General features: G+C 66.0%; 21 protein-coding genes, 2 tRNA genes and 1 riboswitch. Of the genes, 20 read left to right on the top strand and 3 right to left on the bottom strand.

The genetic code is table 11. From position 1 onward, the window contains the following. Positions 1-256: 256 nt before the first annotated feature. From QFZ33_RS16110 to QFZ33_RS16025, 18 genes are all read left to right on the top strand, one after another. Positions 257-3,640 carry an Rne/Rng family ribonuclease gene (locus QFZ33_RS16110; RefSeq protein ID WP_307029086.1) on the top strand — a complete coding sequence of 1,128 codons (3,384 nt, stop codon included), beginning with the start codon at positions 257-259 and terminating at the stop codon, positions 3,638-3,640. Between the two features lie 219 nt (positions 3,641-3,859). Further along, positions 3,860-3,956: riboswitch (TPP riboswitch) on the top strand. After that, positions 3,939-5,504, top strand: coding sequence for a bifunctional hydroxymethylpyrimidine kinase/phosphomethylpyrimidine kinase (gene thiD, locus QFZ33_RS16105; protein ID WP_307029084.1), 1,566 nt, complete (start codon positions 3,939-3,941; stop codon positions 5,502-5,504). (Overlaps the previous riboswitch by 18 nt.) Positions 5,505-5,832: 328 nt before the next feature. Continuing rightward, positions 5,833-6,141: a 50S ribosomal protein L21 gene (rplU, locus tag QFZ33_RS16100; RefSeq protein ID WP_003803420.1), complete on the top strand. Its 309-nt coding sequence runs from the start codon at positions 5,833-5,835 to the stop codon at positions 6,139-6,141. A gap of 57 nt (positions 6,142-6,198) precedes the next feature. Beyond that, complete coding sequence (gene rpmA, locus QFZ33_RS16095) at positions 6,199-6,462, top strand: 50S ribosomal protein L27 (RefSeq protein WP_003803426.1); 264 nt, start codon at positions 6,199-6,201, stop codon at positions 6,460-6,462. A gap of 117 nt (positions 6,463-6,579) precedes the next feature. Beyond that, on the top strand, positions 6,580-8,169 hold the full coding sequence (gene obgE, locus QFZ33_RS16090) for a GTPase ObgE (protein ID WP_307029082.1): 1,590 nt from the start codon (positions 6,580-6,582) through the stop codon (positions 8,167-8,169). 64 nt (positions 8,170-8,233) lie between these two features. Continuing rightward, positions 8,234-9,331 carry a glutamate 5-kinase gene (gene proB, locus QFZ33_RS16085; RefSeq protein ID WP_214845226.1) on the top strand — a complete coding sequence of 366 codons (1,098 nt, stop codon included), beginning with the start codon at positions 8,234-8,236 and terminating at the stop codon, positions 9,329-9,331. Between the two features lie 26 nt (positions 9,332-9,357). After that, on the top strand, positions 9,358-10,707 hold the full coding sequence (locus tag QFZ33_RS16080; RefSeq protein WP_307029081.1) for a glutamate-5-semialdehyde dehydrogenase: 1,350 nt from the start codon (positions 9,358-9,360) through the stop codon (positions 10,705-10,707). 101 nt (positions 10,708-10,808) lie between these two features. Then, positions 10,809-11,033, top strand: a complete 225-nt coding sequence (locus QFZ33_RS16075) for a hypothetical protein (protein ID WP_307029078.1) — start codon at positions 10,809-10,811, stop codon at positions 11,031-11,033. A gap of 13 nt (positions 11,034-11,046) precedes the next feature. After that, the gene (gene nadD, locus QFZ33_RS16070) at positions 11,047-11,703 is read left to right on the top strand and encodes a nicotinate-nucleotide adenylyltransferase (protein WP_373427358.1); all 657 of its coding nucleotides are present in this window, start codon (positions 11,047-11,049) and stop codon (positions 11,701-11,703) included. 7 nt (positions 11,704-11,710) lie between these two features. Continuing rightward, positions 11,711-13,078 carry a hypothetical protein gene (locus QFZ33_RS16065; protein ID WP_307029076.1) on the top strand — a complete coding sequence of 456 codons (1,368 nt, stop codon included), beginning with the start codon at positions 11,711-11,713 and terminating at the stop codon, positions 13,076-13,078. Positions 13,079-13,128: 50 nt separating this feature from the next. Then, complete coding sequence (gene rsfS / locus QFZ33_RS16060; RefSeq protein WP_307029074.1) at positions 13,129-13,530, top strand: ribosome silencing factor; 402 nt, start codon at positions 13,129-13,131, stop codon at positions 13,528-13,530. 135 nt (positions 13,531-13,665) lie between these two features. Further along, a tRNA-Ala gene (locus QFZ33_RS16055) sits at positions 13,666-13,738 on the top strand. A gap of 188 nt (positions 13,739-13,926) precedes the next feature. Beyond that, a tRNA-Ala gene (locus QFZ33_RS16050) sits at positions 13,927-14,002 on the top strand. 134 nt (positions 14,003-14,136) lie between these two features. Next, the gene (locus QFZ33_RS16045) at positions 14,137-14,667 is read left to right on the top strand and encodes a hypothetical protein (protein ID WP_307029072.1); all 531 of its coding nucleotides are present in this window, start codon (positions 14,137-14,139) and stop codon (positions 14,665-14,667) included. A gap of 246 nt (positions 14,668-14,913) precedes the next feature. Continuing rightward, a complete protein-coding gene (locus QFZ33_RS16040) occupies positions 14,914-15,552 on the top strand; it encodes a hypothetical protein (RefSeq protein ID WP_307029070.1) in 639 nt (212 codons plus the stop codon). A 161-nt stretch (positions 15,553-15,713) separates the two neighbouring features. Next, positions 15,714-16,871: an NAD(P)-binding domain-containing protein gene (locus QFZ33_RS16035; protein WP_307029068.1), complete on the top strand. Its 1,158-nt coding sequence runs from the start codon at positions 15,714-15,716 to the stop codon at positions 16,869-16,871. Positions 16,872-16,928: 57 nt separating this feature from the next. After that, positions 16,929-18,077: a class I SAM-dependent methyltransferase gene (locus tag QFZ33_RS16030; RefSeq protein WP_307029065.1), complete on the top strand. Its 1,149-nt coding sequence runs from the start codon at positions 16,929-16,931 to the stop codon at positions 18,075-18,077. A 120-nt stretch (positions 18,078-18,197) separates the two neighbouring features. Further along, complete coding sequence (locus QFZ33_RS16025; RefSeq protein ID WP_307029063.1) at positions 18,198-19,451, top strand: ROK family protein; 1,254 nt, start codon at positions 18,198-18,200, stop codon at positions 19,449-19,451. Positions 19,452-19,454: 3 nt separating this feature from the next. On the opposite strand, the gene QFZ33_RS16020 is transcribed toward QFZ33_RS16025, so the two are convergent. Together QFZ33_RS16020 and QFZ33_RS16015 are read right to left on the bottom strand one after the other, a co-directional pair. Beyond that, positions 19,455-19,652, bottom strand: a complete 198-nt coding sequence (locus tag QFZ33_RS16020) for a hypothetical protein (RefSeq protein ID WP_102972413.1) — start codon at positions 19,650-19,652, stop codon at positions 19,455-19,457. A 79-nt stretch (positions 19,653-19,731) separates the two neighbouring features. Beyond that, entirely contained in the window at positions 19,732-20,772 is a 1,041-nt protein-coding gene (locus QFZ33_RS16015) for a hypothetical protein (RefSeq protein ID WP_307029061.1), read from the bottom strand. Between the two features lie 691 nt (positions 20,773-21,463). On the opposite strand from QFZ33_RS16015, the gene QFZ33_RS16010 reads away from it, so the two are divergent. Both QFZ33_RS16010 and metE read left to right on the top strand, forming a co-directional pair. Continuing rightward, complete coding sequence (locus QFZ33_RS16010) at positions 21,464-22,429, top strand: methylenetetrahydrofolate reductase (protein ID WP_307029059.1); 966 nt, start codon at positions 21,464-21,466, stop codon at positions 22,427-22,429. 55 nt (positions 22,430-22,484) lie between these two features. Next, a complete protein-coding gene (metE, locus tag QFZ33_RS16005; RefSeq protein WP_307029057.1) occupies positions 22,485-24,821 on the top strand; it encodes a 5-methyltetrahydropteroyltriglutamate--homocysteine S-methyltransferase in 2,337 nt (778 codons plus the stop codon). A 158-nt stretch (positions 24,822-24,979) separates the two neighbouring features. Here the strand turns inward: metE and QFZ33_RS16000 are convergent, their stop codons facing one another. After that, positions 24,980-25,489: a DUF2004 domain-containing protein gene (locus QFZ33_RS16000; RefSeq protein ID WP_307029055.1), complete on the bottom strand. Its 510-nt coding sequence runs from the start codon at positions 25,487-25,489 to the stop codon at positions 24,980-24,982. Between the last annotated feature and the right edge of the window lie 31 nt (positions 25,490-25,520).

The raw sequence follows: 25,520 nt of genomic DNA, 5'->3' as shown, positions 1-25,520 counted from the left end.
CCAATGAGCAGTGGTGCAGGCTTTGGAAAGAAGATCCAGCCTCCCGCCTTCCATTGGACGGCACCTGGTTGTGGATGTCAGAAACAACGGGTTCCAGTAACAACCCCGCCGGCCTGTCAGGCCTGCCGCACCCCACTGCCGGTGCGAGCCTGCTGGTATCCAAATTGACTTCTGTCAATGCCTGCGGGTTTTGACAATATGTGCCCCAATGGGTGCCGAATGTGGCGGCACGTCAGGGGCAGGAGTGTTGCCACATATGGATAATGACCAGGTTATAGCCATCAACGAAGAAGCGGCTGCCACCGGCGAAACCGCCGCTGAGGCCCCCAAGAAAGCCACCCGGACCCGCCGTAAGGCGTCGCCCAAGGCCACAGCAGCGGACGCGGAGACTGCGGCGTCGGAACTGCCCGCTCCGGAAGCACTGACGTCTGAAGGCGCAGCACTTGAAACGGCAGCACCTGAAACGGCAGTGCCGGAGTCGGCTGTCGGGGAGGCCGCAGAAGCCCCGGCCAAGACCCCGGTCCGCCGGACCCGCGCCCGGAAGAAGGTCGCCGAAGAACCGCTGCCCGCTTTTGCAGAGACCGTCGGCGCGGAAGCCGAGGCGCAGGTAACCGAGGCTGCGGCTGTTCCGTCCGCCGAGGAACCGGCAGCCGAGTCCAAGCCGGTCCGCCGCCGCCGCACAACAAAGCCCAAGGTCACCGAGCCGGCCGAAAGCCCCGCGGAGTCCTCCGACGTACCCGCTGCCGCAGCGGCCACTGAGTCTGCAGCAACTGAGTCTGCAGTCACCGGGACGTCAGCATCGCAGGTGCCGGCGGAAGGACAGCCGGAAGAGCGGGCCAAGGCGGCTGAGGCACGCGCTGCTGCCCCCGCGCCTTCAATCGAGGCAGCCCCTGCCGCTCCGGCGGCTGCACTGGAGGCCGCTGTCGAGGAAGACGCCGAAGAAGAGGTCGCCGGGCAGTCGCCCGTGGGCTCGCTTTTCCTGGAACCGTCGTCAGTAACGTCGATTATCTTCCAGGCCCCTGACCTGAACACGGTGGTCCGTCCTGCCGTTTCCGCCGCGAAAGAGGATGCGGCCGCCGAGGACGTCGAGGACGATCTGGAGGACGACGACGGTGGGCGACGACGGCGGCGCAGCCGCGGGCGCCGCGGCCGCAGCCGGACCGACCGTGAGGTCACCGATGGCGATGAAGGCACTGAAGTTTTGGACGAGGCCCCCGAAGACGAGGGTGCGCAGCTCGAAGATGGCGTGACGTCCCGCCGTCGCCGTCGCCGCCGCCGTGGCGACCAGGATCTGGAACTGACCGGCGGCGGAGAAGACGATCCCCCCAACACGGTCACCCGCGTCCGCGCCCCCCGGACTATTAGCGAGGCGCCTGCGAGCGACCGCGTGACCAGCGTCAAGGGATCCACCCGTCTGGAAGCCAAGAAGCAGCGCCGCCGCGAATCGCGGGACACCGGCCGCCGCCGCACCGTGATCACCGAGGCCGAGTTCCTGGCTCGCCGGGAATCCGTGGACCGCCAGATGATCGTGCGGCAGCGCGACGACAGAATCCAGATCGGTGTCCTGGAAGACGGCGTCCTGGCCGAGCATTTCGTCTCCAAGACGCAGCAGGACTCCCTGATCGGCAACGTCTACCTGGGCAAGGTCCAGAACGTTCTGCCGTCCATGGAAGCTGCTTTCGTGGACATCGGGCGCGGCCGCAACGCCGTGCTGTACGCCGGCGAAGTGAACTGGGAAGCCGTCAACCTCGAAGGCAAGCAGCGCCGCATCGAGAACGCGCTGAAGTCCGGCGACTCCGTCCTGGTCCAGGTCACCAAGGATCCGGTGGGCCACAAGGGTGCGCGGCTGACCAGCCAAATCTCCCTGCCCGGCCGTTACCTCGTGTACGTCCCCGGCGGGTCCATGACCGGCATCTCCCGAAAGCTGCCCGACGTCGAACGCAATCGCCTGAAGCGAATCCTCAAGGACCGCCTCCCCGAGGATGCCGGCGTTATTGTGCGCACTGCCGCCGAGGGGGCCTCCGAGGAGGAACTGACCCACGACATCAACCGTCTCCGTGCCCAGTGGGAGGGGATTGACAGCCAGGCGAAGTCCACAAAGGTCCTCGCCCCCGAACTCCTCTACGGCGAACCGGACCTGACCATCAAGGTTGTGCGCGACGTCTTCAATGAGGACTTCTCCAAGCTGATCGTCTCCGGCGACGAAGCGTGGGACACCATCGAGGCTTACGTCACCTACGTTGCCCCGGACCTGGTGGGCCGGCTCGAAAAGTGGACCAAGGACGAGGACATCTTCTCCGCCTGGCGCATCGACGAGCAGATTCATAAGGCGCTCGACCGTAAGGTCTTCCTGCCGTCCGGCGGCTCGCTGGTCATTGACCGGACCGAGGCCATGACGGTGGTTGACGTCAACACAGGCAAGTTCACCGGCAGCGGCGGCAACCTTGAAGAGACCGTCACCAAGAACAACCTTGAAGCAGCCGAGGAAGTTGTCCGCCAGCTGCGCCTGCGCGACATCGGCGGCATCATCGTCATCGACTTCATCGACATGGTGCTGGAGTCTAACCGCGACCTGGTCCTGCGCCGCATGGTGGAATGCCTGGGCCGCGACCGGACCAAGCACCAGGTGGCCGAAGTGACCTCCCTGGGACTGGTGCAGATGACGCGCAAGCGTATGGGCACCGGCCTACTGGAAGTCTTCGGCGAGCAGTGTGAGGCATGTGCGGGCCGGGGCGTCGTCACCCATGACGAGCCGGTAGAGCACCGACGCGCCAACACCGTGGCCGCTGAACACCACGTGCACCGTGCCGAGGTCCAGCCGCCGGCCCGTACAGAGCGGAAGCGCCGCCGGGGCAAGGGCGGACAGCCGTCTGCCGAGACTGCTCCGGCCGCCCCTGCAGCACTGCACCACCCCGAACCGTCGGAGGCGGAGCGCCACGCCAAGGCTGAGGCCACCCGCGCTGCCCTCGCCAACATCGCCGCAGCGGCCCACGCCGCACACCTGCATGAGGAAGAAGCAGCGCACAGTGCCGCAGCGTCGGGTGAGGCCGCCCGGCCCGCCGCACCCGCTGCCGCCGCGCCGGAAAGCCCCGTGGTGCACCGCGCTCCGGAAACGGAAAGCGTCTCCGGACGGCCCGGAGCAGTGCTCACCTTCGGCGGCGAGAAAGTGATTCTTCCGTTTGTCGATCACAGCGAGGAACCGGTCAAGGATGCGCCGTCCCTGACGCTGGACCGCCTGGAGGAAGCCTTCGCGCACCTCGGCGCTCCGGTTGCCCCCGCCGAAGAGGAGGAGGCCAAGGACGAGGCTCCCGCGCCGGTCCGCACAGAAGCCCAGCACCCGGAGGGTCAGCGGGCCGAAAGCCAGTCCGCGGGTAAGTCTGCGGCACGGCAGCCGGTGGAAAGCCCCGCAGCCCCGTCCCGCAGCCGCCGTCCGCGCCGAAACCGCAGTGCCAGCCGCGCCCAGGGTACAGCCAACGAGACATCCGTGGAACACCACGAGTTTGCTCCGGCTGCCGCCGCCGGGCACTCGCACGAGGCCAAGGCACCCGAAGCAGGCAATGCGCAGACGCCCAAGGCGGCTCCGCAGCCGGCCAGCGAACCGATCATTCTGGGGGTCGGGGTACCCGCCTCAGAACTGTAGGACAAGCGGACTCTGAGCTCCCCGGACTCCGGGGTGACTGACTTCCGAGCCCACCAGTAAAAGGTCCGGCACCGCGGCTGCGGTGCCGGACCTTCCTGGTTCCGGGCATTCGTCAGCCGGCAAAGGGCAGAAGGCAGAGAGCAGGGGTCAACGGCGCCCGCGGAAGCCTGTCGTAAACGCCAAATTTGGCGCCGCGCGCCGAACGAACCGCTAGGCTGGAGGACTGACACGGGGTGCCGCGCAAGGGCCGGCTGAGATCCAAACCCGTTGAACCTGTCCGGTTAGCACCGGCGAAGGGATGTCTTCCTTGTCATCTGCATCACTCCTGCCCGCACCCGCGGCCGCCGACAAGTCGCTTCTGGAAACCGTTGGGCCGGCCATTCAGACCTCCCGCGACGTTCCCCGGGTCCTGGCCATCGCAGGCTCGGATCCTTCCGGCGGCGCAGGCATCCAGGCCGATCTGAAAAGCATTGCGGCCCACGGCGGCTACGGAATGGCTGCAATAACGGCCCTCACTGCGCAGAACACCACCGGCGTGTGCGGCGTGCACGTTCCGCCGGCTTCCTTCCTGTCAGCGCAACTGGACGCTGTCAGCGACGACATCCACGTGGACGCCGTGAAGATCGGCATGCTGGGCGATGAACGTGTTATCGCAGCCGTCCGCGGCTGGCTAGAAAAGGTAAGGCCCGGCGTCGTGGTTCTCGATCCGGTGATGGTGGCTACCAGCGGTGACCGCCTCCTCCAGGAGTCTGCAGAGGCAGCCCTCCGGAAACTGCTGTCTCTGGCGCACCTGATCACCCCGAACCTGCCCGAATTGGCCATGCTGCTCGGGGAACCGGAGGCCGCGGACTGGGCCGCCGCCCTTGACCAGGGCAGGCGGCTCGCGGACCGGACCGGTGCCACGGTCCTCGTCAAAGGCGGGCACCTGAAGGGCTCAACCTGCCCGGACGCCCTCGTGAACACGGCCGGGCTGCTGTCGGCGGAGGTGGTGGAGGTTGCGGGCGACCGGATCAGCACGCGGAACAGCCACGGCACCGGATGCTCGCTCTCCTCGGCCATGGCCACGGCACAGGCGCGGCTGGGCGACTGGGAAGCGTCACTGCGGGTGGTCAAGCCCTGGCTGGCCGGAGCCCTCCGCACCTCCGGGCAGCTCGAGGTGGGCGCCGGCAACGGACCGATCAACCACTTCCACCACGTGACCCAGCCCGAGGGCAGGGGCGGGTTCGCGGAACTGCTGCGCGCCGAGACCGTTGCCGACCTGGAAGACATCTATGGCCTGGGCTTCATCCGTGGGCTTGCCGACGGCACCCTCGCGGAGAAGGAATTCGCGTACTACCTGGCACAGGACGCCATATACCTCAACGGCTACTCCCGGGTCCTGGCCAGGGCCAGTGCGCTCGCGCCAACCGAGTCCGAGCAGCTGTTCTGGGCGCGCTCCGCCCAGCAATGCCTGGAAGTTGAATCGGAACTGCACCGCAACTGGCTCAGCACGCGCATCGTGCAGCCGGGGCTGGGCCCGGTCACGAAGGCTTACGTCGATCATCTGCTGGCGGCTTCGGCGGGCGGCAGTTACGCGGTGCTGGTTGCCGCGGTCCTGCCTTGCTTCTGGCTGTACGCCGAGGTGGGGGAGACCCTGCATGCCGAATATGTGGCCGCCGGAGCACAGGCCGGGCACCCGTACGCGGAGTGGCTGCGGACTTACGCCGATGAGGACTTCGCTGCCGCCACCCTGCGGGCCATCGAAATCGCCGACGACGCCGGCCGTGCCGCGTCATCGGGGGAGCGCAAAGCGATGATCACCGCTTTCCGGCAGTCCTGCCGGTACGAGGTGGAATTCTTCGACGCGCCGAGTCGCCACAGCTGAGCGAAAGCGGGCCCCCTACCCGGTAGGATAGTCGCGCACGGCATCGGATGTCCGGAACAGCGGCCTGTGTGGCGCTTATCACGGACAACCCTCCGGTGCCAGCCTCATTTGCGGCCGACGACGGAATTAGCGTATTCTAGATCTTCGGTGCTTACGCCAACACTTGGGTTATGACCCGGGATCGTCCACTCGGACATGTTCCTGGGATAGCTCACGGATTCCCCCGGGGAATCCACGGCGTTGAGGCACAGCGAGAACCAGGCCAATTTCCGGACCCGGCTTCCGCACGCAAATTTAGTAATAAACGTCGAGAGAAGTGAGTTCCCAAGTGGTGTACGCGATTGTCCGCGCAGGCGGCCGCCAAGAGAAGGTTTCCGTTGGAGACTTCGTTACCCTGAACCGCGTCGCCGGTGGAGCTGGCAGCACCATTGAGCTGCCCGCGCTGCTCCTGGTGGACGGTGACAAGGTCACCTCCGCAGCTGCGGACCTGGCCAAGGTAACTGTTACGGCTGAGATCCTCCAGGACCTCCGTGGTCCTAAGATCGTCATCCAGAAGTTCAAGAACAAGACCGGTTACAAGAAGCGCCAGGGTCACCGCCAGGAACTGACCAAGGTCAAGATCACCGGTATCAAGTAACCACCGGTTACTGTTCAGGTTTCCCGCAGTCTCAAGAATTAAAGGCAGGCATTCCAAATGGCACACAAAAAAGGCGCGAGTTCCACTCGCAACGGTCGTGACTCCAACGCCCAGTACCTCGGCGTCAAGCGCTTCGGCGGCCAGGTAGTTTCCGCTGGCGAGATCATCGTCCGCCAGCGCGGCACCCACTTCCACCCCGGTGCGGGCGTTGGCCGTGGCGGCGACGACACACTGTTCGCCCTGCAGGCAGGCGCCGTTGAATTCGGCACGCGCCGCGGCCGTCGGGTCGTCAACATCGTTGCTGCTGCAGCTGCAGAGTAACAACAAGTTCTAAACCGGTGGAGCGGGCCATGATGGCTCGCTCCACTGTTCTTTTAACCGCATTACAATCGATTTGGACGTTCAGAACGGCCTGATCAGCAACAGAGGAGATTCAACGTGGCGAGCTTTGTAGACCGGGTAGTACTGCACGTATCCGGCGGTACCGGCGGCCACGGCTGTGTCTCCGTTCACCGTGAGAAGTTCAAGCCGCTGGGCGGGCCCGACGGCGGCAACGGCGGCAACGGCGGCGACGTCATCCTGCGCGTCGACTCGCAGACCACCACGCTGCTGGACTACCACCACGCACCCCACCGGCATGCCACCAACGGCGGCCCCGGCATGGGTGACTGGCGCGGCGGCAAGAACGGCGAAACTTTGGTCCTGCCTGTCCCCGAGGGGACCGTCGTCAAGACCAAGGACGGAAAGGTGCTTGCTGACCTCGTGGGGGAAGGCACCGAATTTGTGGCAGCGTCCGGCGGGATCGGCGGTCTGGGAAACGCCGCGCTGTCCTCGCAGAAGCGGCGGGCGCCCGGGTTCGCCCTGCTCGGCATCGAGGGTGACGCCAGCGATATTGTCCTGGAGCTGAAGTCGATCGCCGACATTGCCCTGGTAGGTTTCCCCTCCGCCGGCAAGTCCAGCCTGATCGCGGCTATGTCGGCCGCCCGCCCGAAGATCGCCGACTACCCCTTCACCACCCTCATCCCCAACCTTGGCGTGGTCCAGGCCGGCGACGTCCGTTTCACCATTGCCGACGTTCCGGGCCTCATCGAGGGTGCCAGCGAGGGCAAGGGCCTGGGCCACAACTTCCTCCGCCACGTCGAGCGCTGTGCCGCTTTGGTGCACGTTTTGGACTGCGGTACGCTGGAATCTGACCGAGATCCACTCTCCGACCTCGCAATTATCGAAACCGAGCTCGAAAAGTATGCGGTGGATATGAGCTACGCCGGCTCGGACGGCGAAGTTGTCCCGCTCAACCACCGCCCCCGGCTGGTGGCACTTAACAAGGTGGACCTGCCGGACGGCAAGGACATGGCCGAGTTTGTCCGGCCTGAGCTTGAATCCCGGGGCTACCGGGTCTTCGAAGTTTCAGCCACGAGCCATGAGGGCCTGCGCCAGCTTGGCTTCGCCATGGCAGAGATCGTCAAGGCCGCCCGCGACAGTGTGGCAGCCACGCCGCCGAAGGTGCACGCACCGGTGCTGCGGCCCCGCGCCGTCAACGAGTCCGGTTTCCGGATCCGCCGCGAGGAGAAAAACCTGGAGCCTCTGTTCCGCGTTCTGGGCGAGAAGCCCGTGCGCTGGGTCAAGCAGACGGACTTCACCAACGAGGAAGCCATTGGCTACCTTGCCGACCGCCTGGCCAAGCTCGGCGTCGAAACCGAGCTGTTCAAGCAGGGCGCCAAGCCCGGCGACACCGTGGTGATCGGTGAGGACGACGGCGTGGTGTTCGACTGGGAGCCGACCATGATGGCTGGCGCCGAGCTGCTGGCTTCGCCGCGCGGCACGGACGTCCGCTTCGCAGACATCGGCGACCGTCCCACCCGCGGCCAGAAGCGCGAGGAACAGATCGAACGGCGCGACGCGAAGGCAGCGGCACGGGCCGAGCTGGAAGCCGAACGCAAGGCCGGCATCTGGACCGAGTCCGTCAGCGCCCGCCGGGCTGCCCGGCCCCTCAAGGAGAGTGGACTGAACACCGAACATGAGGAGTGAACCCGCACACGTGACTGATACTTCCGCAATTGTCATCGAGGAACCCAAGACCGACGACCGCAGCATGCTCGCCAGGGCGCGCCGCATTGTCGTCAAAGTAGGATCGTCGTCCCTTACCAGCATCAAGGGCGGAATATCGGAGGAGGCGCTGACCGAACTTTCAGACGCGCTGGCCGCCAAGTGCAATGCGGGCACCGAGATCATCCTCGTGTCTTCCGGCGCCATCGCGGCCGGTCTCGCGCCGCTCGGTTTGGCGAAGCGTCCGCGTGACCTCGCCACCCAGCAGGCCGCCGCCAGCGTGGGGCAGGGACTGCTGATGGCCCGGTATACCCATGCGTTCGCCGCCCACGGCGTCACCGTGAGCCAGGTGCTCCTCACCGCCGATGACCTCATGCGCCGCAGCCACCACCAGAATGCATTCCGCGCCCTCAACCGGCTCCTGAACCTCGGCGTCGTGCCCGTCGTCAACGAGAACGACACCGTCGCCACCCACAAGATCCGTTTCGGCGACAACGACCGCCTGTCAGCCCTCGTGGCGCACCTGGTGCGCGCCGATGCACTGGTGCTGCTGTCCGACGTCGACTCCCTGTATGACGGCCCGCCCGCCCTAGGCGCAAAGCGGATACCCCAAGTGGACGGCCCGGAGGACCTCGACGGCGTCTCCATCGGCAAGACCGGCAAGGCCGGCGTGGGCACCGGCGGAATGCAGACCAAAGTGGAGGCGGCCCTGATGGCGGCCGATTCGGGCATCCCGGCCCTCGTCACGTCCACCGCCAACGCCTCCGCCGCGCTGGCCGGCGAGGACGTCGGAACCTGGTTTACCGTCAATGGCGGACGCAAGTCTGTCCGGATGATGTGGCTCGCGCACCTCGCCCATGTGCAGGGACGGCTGATCCTTGACGACGGCGCCGTCCGGGCCGTGCGGGACAACCGCACCTCGCTGCTGCCCGCCGGCATCAAGGCTGTTGAAGGCAACTTCGAAAGCGGAGACGCCGTCGAAATGGTTTCGCTGGACGGCACGGTGATCGCCCGCGGCCTGGTGAACTACTCCGCGGCCGAACTGCCGCAGATGCTCGGACGGTCCACCGTGGAGCTGGGCGAGGCTCTGGGTCGCGGCTTCGACCGTGAAGTTGTTCACGTTGACGACCTGGTTCTGGTCTAGGCGCCGGACTCGCCTAGACTTGAATGATGACTGAGGCACTGATGAACCAAGCAGCTGAGACATCCAACGACGCTACGACGGTCCCCACCCTGCCGGAAGACAGGCAGCCCACACCGGCTGAGATCGAGTCCGCCGTGTACGCGATCGCCGACCGTTCCCGCCAGGCCGCCCGCAGCATGGGCCGCGCCAACCGGGCCTGGAAAGACAAGGCCCTGCGCGCCATCGGGGACGCCCTGCTCGCGAACAGGCAGCAGATCCTGGCCGCGAACACCAAGGACGTGGAAGCGGGCCGCGCCAACGGCACGTCCGCCGCCCTCCTGGACCGACTGACCCTCAATGAAGCCCGCATTGCCGCCCTCGCCGCCGCCCTGGAAAACCTGGCCGGTCTGCCCGACCCCGTGGGCAATGTGGTGCGCGGCCAGACCCTGCCCAACGGCCTGCGCCTGCGCCAGGTCAACGTCCCCATGGGCGTGGTTGCCGCGATTTACGAGGCTCGTCCGAACGTGACTGTGGACATCGCCGGCCTGGCGCTCAAGAGCGGCAACGCCGTGATCCTCCGCGGCGGTTCGGCAGCAGCCTTCACCAACGAAGCCCTCATCCGCGTCCTGCGCGACGCTCTGGAGTCCGTGGGCCTGCCGGCGGATGCCGTGCAGACCGTGGACCAGTTCGGCCGCGAGGGCGCCAACGTGCTGATGCGTGCCCGCGGGCGCGTGGACGTGCTGATCCCGCGCGGCGGCCGTGAACTGATCCAGACCGTCGTCAACAACTCCTCCGTGCCGGTCATCGAGACAGGCGAGGGGAACGTTCACATCTTCATCGACGAGTCAGCCAGTGAAGACATGGCGGTGGAGATCCTCCTCAACTCCAAGACGCAGCGCCCCAGCGTCTGCAACACGGTGGAGACGCTCCTCGTGCACTCGGGCTCCACGGTTCTGCCCGCGGTCGCCGCAGCCCTGAGCAAAGCGGGAGTCCGGCTGCATGCCGATGACCGCGTGCGGGCAGCGCTTCCCGGTTCGGTGGAATCCCTGCCGGCAACGGAAGACGACTGGGCCACGGAGTACATGGACCTGGACTTGGCCGTGGCCATGGTGGACAGCCTGGACGACGCCGTGAAGCACATCCGCACGTGGTCGACCGGACACACGGAAGCCATCCTGACGAATGACCTGCGGAACGCTGAGCGCTTCATCGCGGAAATCGATTCCGCTGCCGTCATAGTCAATGCGTCCACGCGGTTTACCGACGGCGGCGAACTGGGCCTGGGTGCCGAGGTCGGCATTTCCACCCAGAAGCTTCACGCCCGCGGCCCGATGGGCCTGACCGAGCTGACAACCACCAAGTGGATTGTCCAGGGCGAGGGCCAGGTCCGCGACTAACATCGCGGAAACCGCTCCTGACATAGCGGTAACATAGTAAAGAAGTCCGGACCGGCGGGAATCTCTCCGCCGCTGTCATCCTTATATCCCTAGGGGAGAAAATGCTGCTCCAGCAGATTGCCGCGTCAGTTGCCGAACACGAGGAGAGGGCGCCCTTGTGGGCTGAGCCATGGGTCTTCGGCATCTCGATGTTTGCCATCCTTGTGCTGCTGATGTTCGTTACCCTCTCCTACGGCAACCTGGGCAACCGTCACTCTGCGGTCGACGAGCACGCCGACCCGCACCGCCAGCACCCCAACAAGCACGACCACGGCCAGGGCCACTAACATTTCCTCCGCACTGCACCACAAGGATACGCAGCGCCGGCTGCGGCTGGGCGTGATGGGCGGGACCTTCGATCCCATTCATCACGGCCACCTTGTGGCCGCCAGCGAGGTGGCCGCCAAGTTCGGGCTCGATGAAGTCGTGTTCGTCCCCACCGGCCAACCGTGGCAGAAATCCAGCAAGCAGGTCAGCGAACCCGAGCACCGTTATCTGATGACGGTGATCGCGACGGCGTCGAACCCGAGTTTCACCGTAAGCCGGGTGGACGTGGACCGTCCCGGTCCCACGTACACCATCGACACCCTCCGGGATCTGCGGACGCAGCGGCCCGACGCCGACCTGTTCTTCATCACCGGCGCCGACGCCCTGGCACAAATCCTGTCGTGGAAGGACATCGACGAGCTCTGGTCGCTGGCCCACTTCGTGGGAGTTACCCGGCCAGGCCATGAGCTCGACGGCATGGGCCGAAAGGACGTCAGCTTGCTCGAGGTCCCCGCCATGGCGATCTCGTCAACAGACTGCCGCGCCCGCGTTGCTGCGCATAACCCCGTCTGGTACCTGGTGCCGGACGGAGTGGTGCAGTACATCGCGAAATACGGACTCTACGCCGCACCCGCCGGGAACAGCAGCTCCGAAACTACCGAGACAAACGATCCAGCCAGCACTGAATGAGTTTGAGATGAGTCAGGAACAGCAACCGATCCGCAGTCGCCGAGAACTGCGCAAGGCCCGGGATGAAGCCTTGGCCCAGAACCGGAACGCCGCCCCTCCGGGTGCCGGCGAGTCAGCCGCTGCCTCAAAACCGCCTGCTTCAAAGGCTCCCGCCTCAAACCCGGCCGCTTCGAAGCGCCCGGCCTCCGCAGGCCCGGGCACGCCAGCTCCTGCCGGCCCGGAAAAGACGGACTCTTCGCGTCCCGCCGGAGACGGCAGGCAGGAAAATGCCACTGAACGCGTGCGCCGGGTGGCGCCGGGCCGCGTGGACTCCGCGCCAGCCGGCGCAGCCGCCGAACGCTCGTCCCAAATCCGTGCCCGCGACAGGGCCGCCCTGCGGACCATCAAGGAGCTGTCCGAAAAGGAAGAGCAGCTTTCGGGCGGCGGCCCGCCGACGCGCCGCCAGCTGAGGCTGATGCAGCTCAAGGAGCAAGCGGTTACCTCGGCAATGCCCGTTGTGCCGCCGGCCGACGGCGCAGCCCCGACCGGGAAGTCGCCCGCTTCTTCGCCTGACCCTTCCTCCGGTACGGCCGGCAAATCCGCTGCAGCCACCGGGTCCAAGCCGGCAGGCCAGCCCTCCAGCGGTCCGGGTCCGCGGCCCGCGACGCCGTCGGGGGACGAGCTGCCCGAGGGCATGACCGTGGAGCAGGCCCTCGAAGCGCGTACCCTCCTCGCCGAACAGGCCAAGAACCAGATCGCCAAGATGGAACACATCGCGGCGACGGATCCTGAAGCCGTGGATCCGGACATCCTGGCCCAACAGATCGCCCTGGCCGAACGGGCCGCTGTGCTCAACAAGCGGGCCATGGCCAAACAGAAGCTTGCCGAACAGAACACGCCCCAGCAGAGCGGACAAAACGGTCCGTCCACCGCCAGCAACCTCGCCATGGTGACGCCGCTGGAATTTGAACAGGTGCCTGGTGTGGACCGTCCCGTCATGAAGCGACCGGCCACCTCGCATGTTCCCCTGGTGACCAACCCTGGTCCGCGGGTTCCGGCGCGCGGCAACCGGACAGCCAAAGCGTCCCGCCCAAGTGCGCCGTCCACCGGGCGGTCGCGGGTCATTGCCCGGGCGGAAGCGGCGGCCCGCTCGGCAGCAGCGCCTCCGACCGGGGCCCGCCAAAATGAGGCCTGGACCGACGAGTCCAATGAAGACGTGACGGCGCTGCAGCCAGTGTCCGCGAAATCGGCCTACGGGCTGGAGCCCCTGGACGCAGCCACCGCCGGACTCGCCCGGGCCAACCGGTTGAGGCTGATTCAGCTTGGCGTCCTGGCGCTCGGCGCAATCGCCCTCGTTGCCGGCATCATCATGATCATCAGCGGCCTTTCACGCTGACTTCAGCCAGTACCACCACCTATGCTTTTTTCATCACCACAAGGAGTCCCGTGACCGCATCCGAATCGTCCGTCACCATAGCCCGGCACGCAGCCAGGGCCGCGGCGGACAAGATCGCCCAAAACATCGTCGCCCTTGACGTCAGCGAACGCCTGGCTTTGGCTGACGTGTTCCTCATTGCCTCAGCACCCAGCGAACGCCAGGTCAACGCGATAGTCGACGGCATTGAAGAGGAACTCACCAAGCAGGATCTCCGCCCGGTCCGCCGGGAAGGCCGTTCGGCCGGCCGTTGGGTCCTGTTGGATTACGCAGATGTCATCATCCACGTTCAGCATGAGGAAGACCGTGTCTTCTATGCCCTGGAACGTCTCTGGAAGGACTGCCCGGTGGTGGACCTGCAGCTGGGAGACGACGATTCGGCAAAGGCCCCTGCTGCCGCCGAGCAGGAGTAGCGCGCGCGATACCGAATATGCCCGATTTGGAATTTTCGGAAACGCTGTTCTAAGATATTTGAGTTGCTTCGGAGAGATCCGGACAGAAGTACGGATGCCACTGGCATAACGTGAGGCCTGAAGCAGCAAGAATATGGGGCTGTGGCGCAGCTGGTAGCGCACCTGCATGGCATGCAGGGGGTCAGGGGTTCGAGTCCCCTCAGCTCCACCTGATGATCCGCCGGAATCGAAAGATTCCGGCGGATTTTTCTTTGCCGGAAAGTGGCGCCAGCCGGGCTTCGGGTCCCGGGGGAACGTGACGGAAGCCACATGCTGCCAATTCGCATCTTGGCGATTTCTGGACTACGCTGGTCGGGTTGCTTCGGGAAAACGTAAAGATTCCGGAGGGAACAGCTTGGGGCTGTGGCGCAGCTGGTAGCGCACCTGCATGGCATGCAGGGGGTCAGGGGTTCGAGTCCCCTCAGCTCCACCAAGTAGCCGCCAGATCATGGAATCGACCATGATCTGGCGGCTTTTTCATTTAACCCACTGCCGGTACCGCGATCTTTGACGAATCTTGGATATTCCTTGGGCGCGTCTTTCCCGCCCTGCCCCTAGAGTGGAGCCATGAAAACGGGAGCGGCCCTGGTGCTGTCCGTTGCAGGCATACTTGCAGCGGGCTCGGCGGCACTTGCCGTCAATACGCAGGTGCTGAACGTCTCGCCCCCGGGCACCGGAAATGCCAGCATCGTCCTCCTGCCGAATGGCGCCGTGCCGCCCGTTCCTGGCACCAGCGCTGGACCGAGGGCCACACCACACGCAACAGGCACGCCAGCCGGTGGACAGAAGGCGGCCACCCCGGCGAAATCCAGCCCCGCGAAGCCGGGCTCCGCGAAGTCCGGTGCAGCGGCATCAAACGCAGCGAAATCGAATCCGGCAAAATCTGCCCCGGCTACCGCGCCCGGGAATGCCGGCGGTTCCGCGGCGGCACCGTCGTCATCCGGCCCCGGTGGCGGGTCAGCCGGTGGAGCGGTGACCGTTCAGCCCGTCCCAGTCCCGGGCAGCGTGGTCCACGTTGAGCCAGGGGATGACAAGGGCGGCCTGCGCAAGGCGCCGGAGCCCGGCGATGACAGCGGCGGCCACGGCGCCGACGACTGACCCGCCGATCTGTTCCCGCGGCTCTGTTCACGCCGACGCACCGTTTCCTGCCCGCCTTCTTGCCTTGCGCTCCTCCCTGTCTGACCCGTCTCACCTGACTCGGCACTCCCTCCTGTGCCGCGGCGGATGGCCGACGCGCGGCAGCGGGAGGGCGGTCCGGGTGGGGGAGAACCCCACAGGCAATCTTGGACAAGTCTTGGATTTCCTTTACACCTATCCTCGACGGCGAGTTCCTAGTGTGGAGCCATGAAAACAAAAGCAGCCCTCGCATTATCCGTCGCCGGCGTCCTCCTCACCGGAGGCGCCGCCTTCGCCACCACCCAGTCGCTGGGCAACACCGGCACGGGTACCAGTGACGACGCCAGGAACGTCCTTGTAACGGACGACTCTGCCACCGGAATCTCCGCCCCGGCCGTCAGCTCCGCCAAGGCCACCCCCAAGTCAGCCGCGAAGTCCAGTGATGACACCAAAGCCGACGACAAGAAGGCATCAGCCGCCAAGAAAGCGTCCAAGCCTGCGGAAGCCGGTGACGACAAGGGAGGGCTCCGGACCGCCCCTGCGCCCGGCGACGACAGCGGCGGAACCGTGGCAGCGCCTGCTGAAAATTTCGTTGGCAGCGGCTCCCTCTCCGTTGAACCCGGCGACGACAAGGGAGGCCTCCGGACCGCCCCCGAGCCCGGCGACGACAACGGCGGTCTCCGCTCAGACCAGGCGCCGCGGGTTGCTGAACCCGGCGATGACCACGGTGGACTTCGGACAACACCTGAGCCCGGCGACGACAAGGGCGGCGACCGTAAGGCTGCTGAACCCGGCGACGACAAGGGCGGCGACCGTAAGGGCGTTGAGCCTGGCGATGACAGCGGCGGCCACGGTAGCGATGACTGAGCAAGACGACTGAGCAAGCAAGCGACTAATAACCCGAAGGGTCCTCCTGCACCTCGGTGTCTAGGAGGGCCTTCGTGTGCCATCGACGCGCGGCGGCCGGGCCGGGACGGCGCCTAGGATGAAGACATGAGGCGGATGAGCGAGCCGGGGGAGCGGCACTATTGAGCGGTAGCACTGCAAGCGGTGGAACGAGCCGCAATGCCGACGTCGTCGTCATCGGAGCTGGGCAGGCCGGCCTCTCCGCCGCCTTCCACCTGGCCCGCCGCGGCTTCACGCCAGCCCCGGCAGCAGAACAGCCAGGTGGTGCAGGGACGGCGGCCGGTCCAGGGCGGTCGTACGCGGTGCTGGACGCCGAGGACGGGCCGGGCGGAGCCTGGCGGCACCGCTGGAAGAGCCTGCTCATGGCCACCGTAAACGGCATCAGTGACCTTCCCGGAATACCGCAGCCGGATGTCGACCCGGCGGAACCAAGCTCGGCATTCCTCAGCCGCTACTTCGCTGCCTACGAGAGGCAGGTCGGGCTGGCCGTCGAGCGGCCCGTCAAGGTGCTCGCCGTTGAACGTGGGGACGCTGACCCGGCGGGGCGCCTAAGGATCACCACATCCGACGGCGGCTGGACGGCCCGGGCAGTCATCAACGCCACCGGAACCTGGACCAGGCCTTTTTGGCCGATCTATCCGGGCCAGTTCACGTTCGGGGGCCGCCAGCTGCATGTTGCCGACTACGTGTCCGCAGAGGAGTTCCGCGGGCTGCACGTCATCGTGGTGGGCGGCGGAATCTCCGCCGTCGGGCTGCTGGACGAAATCTCGAAGGTCACAACGACAAGCTGGTTCACGCGCCGTGAGCCTGTATGGCGGGACGGGTTCGACCGGCAAGCCGGGCATGACGCCGTCGCCCTCGTGGAAGACCGGGTTCGGCAGGGGTTGCCGCCGCAAAGCGTCGTGGCTGCCACCGGGCTCATCTGGACCCCGGCCCTGCGGGCGGCAGCCGCGCGCGGCGTGCTGGACCGCCGGCCGATGTTCACGGCGATAGAACCCGGCGGCGTCCGGCTGGCGGACGGCGGGTTCCTCGCGGCGGATGTGATCCTGTGGGCCACCGGGTTCCGCGCCGAGCTGGAGCACCTGGCGCCGCTGCACCTGCGGGGACCAGGCGGCGGGATTGCCATGGAAGGGACGCAGGTGGCCGCGGAACCCCGGGTGCACCTGGTGGGCTACGGCCCGTCGTCGTCCACCATCGGCGCAAACCGCGCCGGCCGGGCCGCGGTGACAGAAATCCTCGAACTCCTGTCAGCCTCCGCAGCCGTGGCTGATCCGCGGTAGATTTGCACGGGCGGATTTCTGCCCGGGCAACCAGCAAGGAAGAGGCGGCGGCACCACGTGACAGAAAACGGTCTTGGGCAGCTCCTGGGCTTGCTTCGAAGGCACCCCGATGTCGAGGCCGCCAACCTCCACGCGTGGGACGCCACAGACTCCCTCCTGCTGGGCGCCGCCGCGGATCGGCTCGCACCGGACAGCAGGGTTGCCGTCATAGGGGACAACTACGGGGCGCTCACGCTCGGGCTGCTGGCCGGCGGTACCGGCCCGGTGCCGGCCGAGGTGAGGGTGCACCAGGACTTGGTCACAGGGGAGCGGGCACTGCTCAGCAACGCGGCGGCACTGGGAGTTTCGGGAGGCTTTGCACAGCTGCCGCTCGGCGCCGAACTGCTGGCCGGCGCGGACCTGGTGCTGTTGCAGCTTCCCAAGACCCTTGCCGAACTCGAGGAAATTTCCGACGCCGTTGCCCGGCACGCGCCTGCCGGCGTTGTCCTACTTGCCGGCGGCCGGGTCAAGCACATGTCCCTGGGCATGAACGCCGTGCTGGGCAAATACTTCGGCACGGTGCAGCCGCAGCTGGCCCGGCAAAAATCACGGCTGCTCCTCGCCGCCGACCCGAAGCGTGCGGAAGGCAAACCGCCCTACCCCGTGACGGAACACAACGCCGAACTCGACCTGGACATCTGCGCGCACGGGGCCGTTTTCGCAGGCACCCGTTTGGACATTGGCACCCGCTTCCTGCTGTCATTCCTGCCGCAGGTCCCGGCCGCCGCCAAGGCCGTGGACCTGGGCTGCGGCACCGGGATCCTGGCAGCAATGTATGCCCGCCGGCACCCCGGAGCCGAGGTCGTCGCCACCGACCGGTCCGCGGCCGCCGTGGCGTCGGCAAGGGCAACCGCCCGAGCCAACGGCCTGGCTGCCAGCATCACGGCTGTCCAGGATGACGCAATGAGCACCCTTCCGGCCGGCAGCGCCGACCTCATCCTGCTGAACCCCCCGTTCCACCTCGGTTCCAGCGTCCACGCCGGGGCGGGGCTGAAGCTCTTCGAGGCAGCAGGCCGTGTGCTGGCGCCCGGAGGCCAGCTCTGGACGGTATTCAACAGCCACCTGCGTTACGTGACGGCCCTGGAAAGGCTCGTTGGGCCCACCACGGTGAGGGGCCGAAACCCCAAATTCACGGTGGCCGCCAGCGTCAGGCGGCCTACCGCCTGAGCCCCGCCGGCCGTCGTCGAACGCGCCTGCACTGCCTGAGCGTGGGGCGTACCCGTTCCCCGGGGCGTAACGTACGATTCAGGCATTGATAGTGGCCAACAAAAGATGTTAGGGGAATCCTTGACCGAGATCCGCCAGCCCTCGCCGAGGCGCGGAACCAACCTGCCGCGGATGGGCGACTTCAACCTGACGGTCATTCTCGATGCCATCCGCCGTGCCGCCGGAGGGCTCAGCCGCGTTGAACTTGCCCAGATCGTTGGTCTGTCCCCGCAAACCATTTCTAACATTTCCCGCCGGCTGTTGGACCAGAACCTCATTGTCGAGGCGGGCAAGGAGGGCAGCGGACCCGGGAAGCCGCGAACCATCCTTCGCCTGAATCCCGCCGGCATGTATGCGGTCGGGGTGCATCTGGACCCTGCTGTGGCAACGTTCGTCGTCCTTGATCTGTTGGGTGCAGTGGTCTTGCATTCGAGCCTGAAAACGCCGGATAGCTCCCGCCCCGAGGCGGTCATAACCGCCATTGCCGCCGAAATCGACAAGCTGGTCGAGGCCTCTGGTGTGGATCGCGCCCGGATTGCCGGCCTGGGCGTCGCGGCACCCGGACCCATCGACCATGACAACGGCACGGTGGTGGAGCCGCCGCTCATGGACGGCTGGGACAGTGTTCCGCTCCGGGATGCGCTGGCTGAGGCGACAGGACTGTCTGTGCTGATGGACAAGGACGTCACGAGCGCTGCGGTCGCGGAAACCTGGGCCGGCGGAGCCAGCGGCGCTGGCAGCTTTGTTTTTATGTACATGGGCACCGGCATCGGCTGCGGCATTGTCCTCAATGACGAGGTGGTCCGCGGCACGTCAGGCAACGCCGGCGAAATCGGCCACATCATCGTTGACCCTGACGGAGCCCCGTGCGACTGCGGGCTGCGCGGCTGCGTCAAGTCCACCTGCATTCCCCAGGTCCTGGTCGCGCAGGCCCAGGCGGCAGGCATTCTGGATGAGCCCGGAACGGCCACCAACAGCTCTGCCCTCCAGGAAAGGTTTGCCATGCTCTGCGAAGCAGCCGACGCCGGCAACAGCGAAGCGGCTGCCATCATCGACAAATCAGCAGAACTCGTGGCCCGGGCGGCGTCAGCGGTGGCCAACACGCTGGACGTGGACCGGGTGGTGTTTGGCGGCCCCTTCTGGCCGCTGCTGTCCGCGCGCTATCTGGCTAAGGTCCCCGGCCTGATCCAGCAGAACAGCGATGCCGGCAACATCCACGCCGTCGAAGTCGTGGGCACGGGCGTGGGGGAGGACGTGGGAGCCGTGGGCGCTGCATGCCTGGTCCTCGAGCACACCCTTGCGCCCCGGGCCCAGCGGCTGCTGCTGGAGGGCTGAGCCCTAGTCGATGTCCTCGACGATTGTCCCGTAGGGAATCGTATCGTCGAGGTGTGCCTGGTGCCCCCGGGGGATGTACAGCACCCGGACGCCGTGCAGCTGGTCCGCTGCCGACTGGAGGAGGATCGGACGGACCATGTCGACGAAGCTTGGGTCCTTGCCAACGAGATATTCCTCGTAGCTGGCTGGTAGCTGGATCATGGCATCAGAATAGACCTCTTCATGCGCCAAAGGGAGGTACCCGGAGCCTCCGCTCCGGGTACCTCCCTCACGACCGCCGCTAATAGCCGCTGGACGTTCCGGTGGCAACCTCAGCCTGAGCCGTCTTCCCGTAGACGTTCTTGCTGACCTGATAGGCATGCTTGTCCAGCTTGAGTGCCTCCTGGTTTACTTCGGTCAGCTTGGCGTCGGTGAGCTGTTCGATCTTGGAGAGGTCCAGCGTCTCCTGGTCCTTTCCGCCTACAGCTGTCACTTTCACCAGGCCTGTTCCGGCCGAGTAGAACTTCCGCTGGTGGCCCACAGCCGGCTCCAGCGGGTTGCGTTCATCAATCACCAGCACATCGTCATAGCACCCCGTGGCGACGCAGACATGGTCGTTCTGCTTAAAGACCTGGCCGCAGTCCAGGAAGTCGACGTTCGGCGCGTGGGCCTGGACATAACTGTTCGTGTTGGCCTGGGGATCCGCCTGCATGGCGATGCCGGCCTGGGCCTCGTCCAGGCTATGGATGAAGGTGGAAGGCGCACCAGTGAACTTCCCGCTTTCATATTCCTCAGGGTATTCACCGAACAGCCAGACGTCGCCGCTCTGGGTCTGGGCAAAGAAAGCCAGTTCGGATTCCACCAGCTCACCGTCGGCGTAGTCCCGGTCCCACATGACCTGGGTCTTGACGCCGTCGATGACTTTGGTCAGACCGGTCACCGAGTGGATCACCGTCCGTTTGGTGGTTCCTTCGGCACTCTTGACGTCGCCTGTGGTGGTGTACTGCATGCCCGGCTTCAGCGGGAACCATTTGTTGTCCACGTTGGGGGAAGACTGGAATTGCGATGGGTCGAAGTTGATCGCGGATCCCGGACCGCAGAGCTCGTCGGCGCTGGCTGTCCCGGACGCGCTGGAAGACGCGGCCGCAGATCCGGTTGGAGATTCCGAAGCAGCCGCGGAGGCCGACGTCGCTGTCGGCGAGGCGGAACCGGAGGTGGCCTGCGGGGCGGTATTTTGCTGCGCGGCGCAGGAAGTTACGGTGGTCAGCGCCAAGAGGAGCACAAGGGCCGAGCCCGGGGCGGACGGTGATTTGTGAAGCGGTGGTTTGGAAAGTTGGAACATCTCGATGGCCTTTCGCCGTGGGGATTTCTGGCTTCCAGCAACTCCACCGCGCGTCGATACCGTGCCCGGTCGCAGCGGAAGGCTGGCGAACCGCGCCCTGCCAGCGGGCGAATCATGGGACGGTGCGACGCAGGCCAAGCGACAGGCGCGGATAATGTTCTCTCGGGACGATTCACCGAGGAAGAACGAGAAGGAGCATCCAGCCTCCTCAACCTGAGACCTTGCCGAATCCAATACGACGTGACAAAAGAATGGACCAATTTCTTCGGTTTGGAAAGAGGTACTCCCGGCTGGCTCCCCGCACGGCTCGGGGATGTCAACAACGCCAGAGTCCCTTTTGGCGAAGATAATTCTGGAGGGGCAGTCCAATCGGGCGTAAAGCAGCGTCTTAATTCGGCATCAACTTGAAGCCGTCCCCGGACGGCTTCTAGAGTTCTATACAAGTTACCCAGGTAACGTGTCAGCGATCCTCCGCTGCGGATGTGCCGCCCGCCGGCCGCCAAGGAGGGTGTGGGTGCCCCCATGTGGGCCTGACATTTGCTCACGGTGGACTTCTTTACAGGCGTAACAGTCGCGGCTGCGCCCTGCCGAAGTCCGTCCCGTGTTCCCCAAACTCAATTCATTGACCGCATGCTGCCCGGCTTCCCGCCACGGCAGCGCAGCCTTCAATGGCCCAAAGCCAAGGACGCAAATGTCACCACCAAGCCTTATCGAAACACATCCAAATCTCTCCGACACCGCGCCGGTGGCGCTCTCCTATGAGCTGTTTCCGCCCCGTTCGCCCGCTGCCGCGGAGACCCTGTGGAACACCATCCGGGAACTGGAAGCCACCGATCCCGACTACGTATCGGTCACCTACGGTGCCAGCGGCTCCAACCGCGACACCGCCGTCGAACTCATTAACCGCCTGGTGCTGGAGACCACCCTCCGTCCGCTTGCCCACCTGACATGTGTTGGCAACACGCCAACCGAGCTCGCGGAAATCATCGGTGAACTGCTCGACGCCGGCGTCCGCGGAATCCTTGCCCTTCGCGGCGACCTGCCCAAGGACAGCGGCGAACCGGTCAGCGGTTCGCTGCGCTACGCCCAGGACCTGATTGAGCTCATCCGCCGGGTGGAGCAGCGGCGCTCGGCACTGCTATGCGCCGGGAAGGTTGCCGTTGGCGTGGCGGCCTACCCCACGCGGCATCCGGAATCCCCCAGCGAGGCCCATGACGTGGAGGTACTGCTGGCCAAGCAGCGGTCCGGTGCCGACTTCGCGATCACCCAGGTGTTCTTCCACACGGAGCAATACGCGGACCTCGTGACCAGGGCACGCCGGGCCGGCGTCACCATCCCTATCATCCCCGGAGTCATGCCGCTCACCAGCCTGCGGAGGCTCAAGCGCCTCGGCGAGCTGACCGGCGTCGAACCCGCCCCGGAGCTCATCGAGCGGATGGCTGCCGCGGATACCGACGGCGAGCGGCTCCGCATCGGCGTCAGCGCCACGGTGGACCTGGCCAACGCGGCCCTGGACGCCGGCGCACCCGGACTCCACATCTACACGTTCAATGAGCACCAGAGCGCGCTGGAGGTGCTGGACAAGCTGTCGCTTGCCCGGCCGGCACGCCCGTCGAGCCGCCTGAACGCACTTGCCCGCCGCCAGCTCGCCAGCTGACCGCATTCCTCCCCACGACATTCACCGCTTTTCGCAACGATTCAAGGACTTTCACATGACTGAACAGAACGCCACGCCCTTCCCGTCCGCGTCCATCCTCGGCTACCCCCGCATCGGCCGCCGCCGCGAGCTGAAGAAGGCCGTTGAAGCCTATTGGGCAGGCAAGATCGACGCCGCGGCTCTGGACGCCGCCGCCAAGGAGATCCAGCTGGGCAACGCCAAGCGCCTTCAGGGCCTCGGGCTTACTGAAGCTGCAGCAGTTCCGGGCACGTTCTCCTTCTACGACCAGGTGCTCGACGCCGCTGCCCACGTCGGCGCCGTTCCCGCCCGTTTCGGCAACCTCCTCACCGCTGAGGGACAGCTGGACATCGACGGCTACTTCACCCTGGCCCGCGGCAACAAGGAACAGCAGCCGCTGGAAATGACCAAGTGGTTCGACACCAACTACCACTACCTCGTGCCGGAAATCGGCCCGGAGACCAACTTCTCCCTGACCTCCAACCGCATCGTTGAAGAGTTCGAATACGCCCTCGCCAACGGCGTGGAGACCCGCCCGTACATCGTCGGCCCCGTCACCTTCCTGCTGCTGAGCAAGGCTTCCGACGACGCCCCCGTCGGCTTCAGCCCGCTGTCCCGCCTCGAGGACGTCCTGCCCGTCTACACCGCGCTGCTCGAGAAGCTGGCAGCTGCCGGCGCCAGCTGGGTCCAGCTGGACGAGCCCGCCCTGGTGGTGGACCAGGACACCCCTGAGCAGGAGATCCAGGCCGCCGCAGCCCGTGCCTACGAGGTCCTCACCGCTGCCGCCAGCCGCCCGCAGCTGTTCGTCTCCACTCCGTACGGCGCTCTGAACGGCCAGCTCGGCATCCTTGCAGCCACCAACATCGATGCCCTGCACATCGACGTCTTCAAGGGCGAGGTTCCCTCCGCCGCAGCACTGGCCGCGCTGGGCACCAAGACCCTCGTTGCCGGCGTCGTGGACGGCCACAACATCTGGCGCAACGATCTTGCCGCCTCGGCTAACAAGATCGCCGAGCTGCAGAAGAGCGGCGCCAAGCTGGCCATCAGCACCTCCACCTCCACCCAGCACGTCCCGCACGACGTCGAAGAAGAGGCCCAGCTGTCCGAGCAGCTGCGCAGCTGGCTGGCATTCGCCGACCAGAAGGCCGTTGAGGTTGTTACCCTCGCCGGCTTGCTGACCGACGCCGCCGCAGTCCAGCCGGCCATCGACGAGGCCACCCGCGTCATCGCCTCCCGCGCCGAAGCCGAGGGTGTCCGCCGCGCCGACGTCCGCGCCCGCACCGAGGCCCTGACCCCGGCCGACTTCAACCGCTCCGAGTACGCGGTCCGCGAAGCCGCGCAGGAAGCAGCGCTGCACCTGCCGCCGCTGCCCACCACCACCATCGGCTCCTTCCCGCAGACCTCGGAAATCCGTTCGGCCCGCGCCCGCAACAACAAGGGTGACCTGACCAACGAGCAGTACGAACAGCTCATGAAGGACGAGATCAAGCGCGTAGTGGAGCTGCAGGAAGAGCTCGGCTACGACGTCCTGGTGCACGGCGAGCCCGAGCGCAATGACATGGTCCAGTACTTCGCCGAGAACCTGGAAGGCTTCGACGTCACGGTCCACGGCTGGGTCCAGTCCTACGGCTCCCGCTGCACCCGTCCGTCCATCCTCTGGGGCGACGTCACCCGCAGCGCCCCCATCACGGTTGCCTGGGCGGAGTACGCCCAGGCGCTGACCAGCAAGCCGATGAAGGGCATGCTGACCGGTCCGGTCACCATCCTGGCCTGGTCCTTTGTCCGTGACGACCAGCCGCTGGGCGAGACCGCCAACCAGGTGGGCCTGGCCCTGCGCGACGAGATCGCCGACCTCGAAGCTGCCGGCATCAAGATCATCCAGGTTGACGAGCCGGCCCTGCGCGAACTGCTCCCGCTGCGCAAGGCAGACCAGGCCGCCTACCTGGACTGGTCCGTCAACTCCTTCCGCCTGGCCACGGCCGGCGCGGCAGACGCCACGCAGATCCACACCCACCTGTGCTACTCCGAGTTCGGCGTGATCATCGACGCCATCGACGGCCTGGACGCCGACGTGACCTCGATCGAAGCCGCACGCTCCCGCATGGAGGTTGTCCACGACCTCGAGTCCCACGGCTTCGGCCGCGGCGTCGGACCCGGCGTTTACGACATCCACTCGCCGCGCGTGCCGGGCGAGCAGGAAGTCACCGAACTGCTGAGCACTGCCGTGAAGCACGTTCCGTCCCGCCAGCTCTGGGTCAACCCGGACTGCGGCCTGAAGACCCGTGGCTACGCCGAGACCGAAGAGTCCCTGCGCAACCTGGTCGCGGCCACCAAGACGGTCCGCGCCGGCCTGCTCGAAGGCGCCAAGCAGTAATAGCGCGTTGACCGGGCCAATCCGCTGATCGAGCTTGTCGAGATCCAGGTTTCGACAAGCTCAACCAGCGGAGGCGCACCACGAACGAACCGGCGCCCGTCACCGAAAGGTGACGGGCGCCGTCGTTTAATGCTTCGGTGGTTGAGCCAGTCGAAACCTCAGGACTCCCAGACGATCTCGTCGTCGACGACGCCGTCCTCGTCCGCGGATGCCACCAGCACCTCGTCGGTGAAGTGCTCGCCCAGGGTGAAGTCCAAGACGAAGTAGCGTTCGGGCTGGCCGGGGTAGATTCCCACGTGGCCGAGTTTCAGGGCCTTGAGGAACACCGCGTTGGTGAGCTGGCTCTTTTCCTTTACGCCGAAGACCTTCTGCAGGTGCTCGTCCTTGATGGCGTTGCAGTGGAAGCGGAGATATTCCTGCGGGCTGGTGCCCTCCTGCTCGAGCTCCTCGGCGATCATCTCCCTGACCTCGTCCACGAGTTCGGGGAGGTACCGCAGCCGGTAGTCCACCTTGTGCATGGCCGCTTCGTCGAAGTGGTCATGGGCGTTGATGTTCAGGTCCAGCTCAAGGCGTTGTCCGGCCAGCTCGTGCTCCGCGGCAACGTTATGGTCCCTGCCGTGGTTCAGCTCGATTACTCCGAAGTGCTGGCTCGCTACCTTGGTGGTCATATCTTCAACATAGACCCGAAAAGCAGAGCAT

The organism is Arthrobacter globiformis (genome assembly GCF_030815865.1).
GTDB classification, from domain to species: domain Bacteria; phylum Actinomycetota; class Actinomycetes; order Actinomycetales; family Micrococcaceae; genus Arthrobacter; species Arthrobacter globiformis_B.
This window is presented reverse-complemented; position numbering and strand designations above follow the sequence as displayed.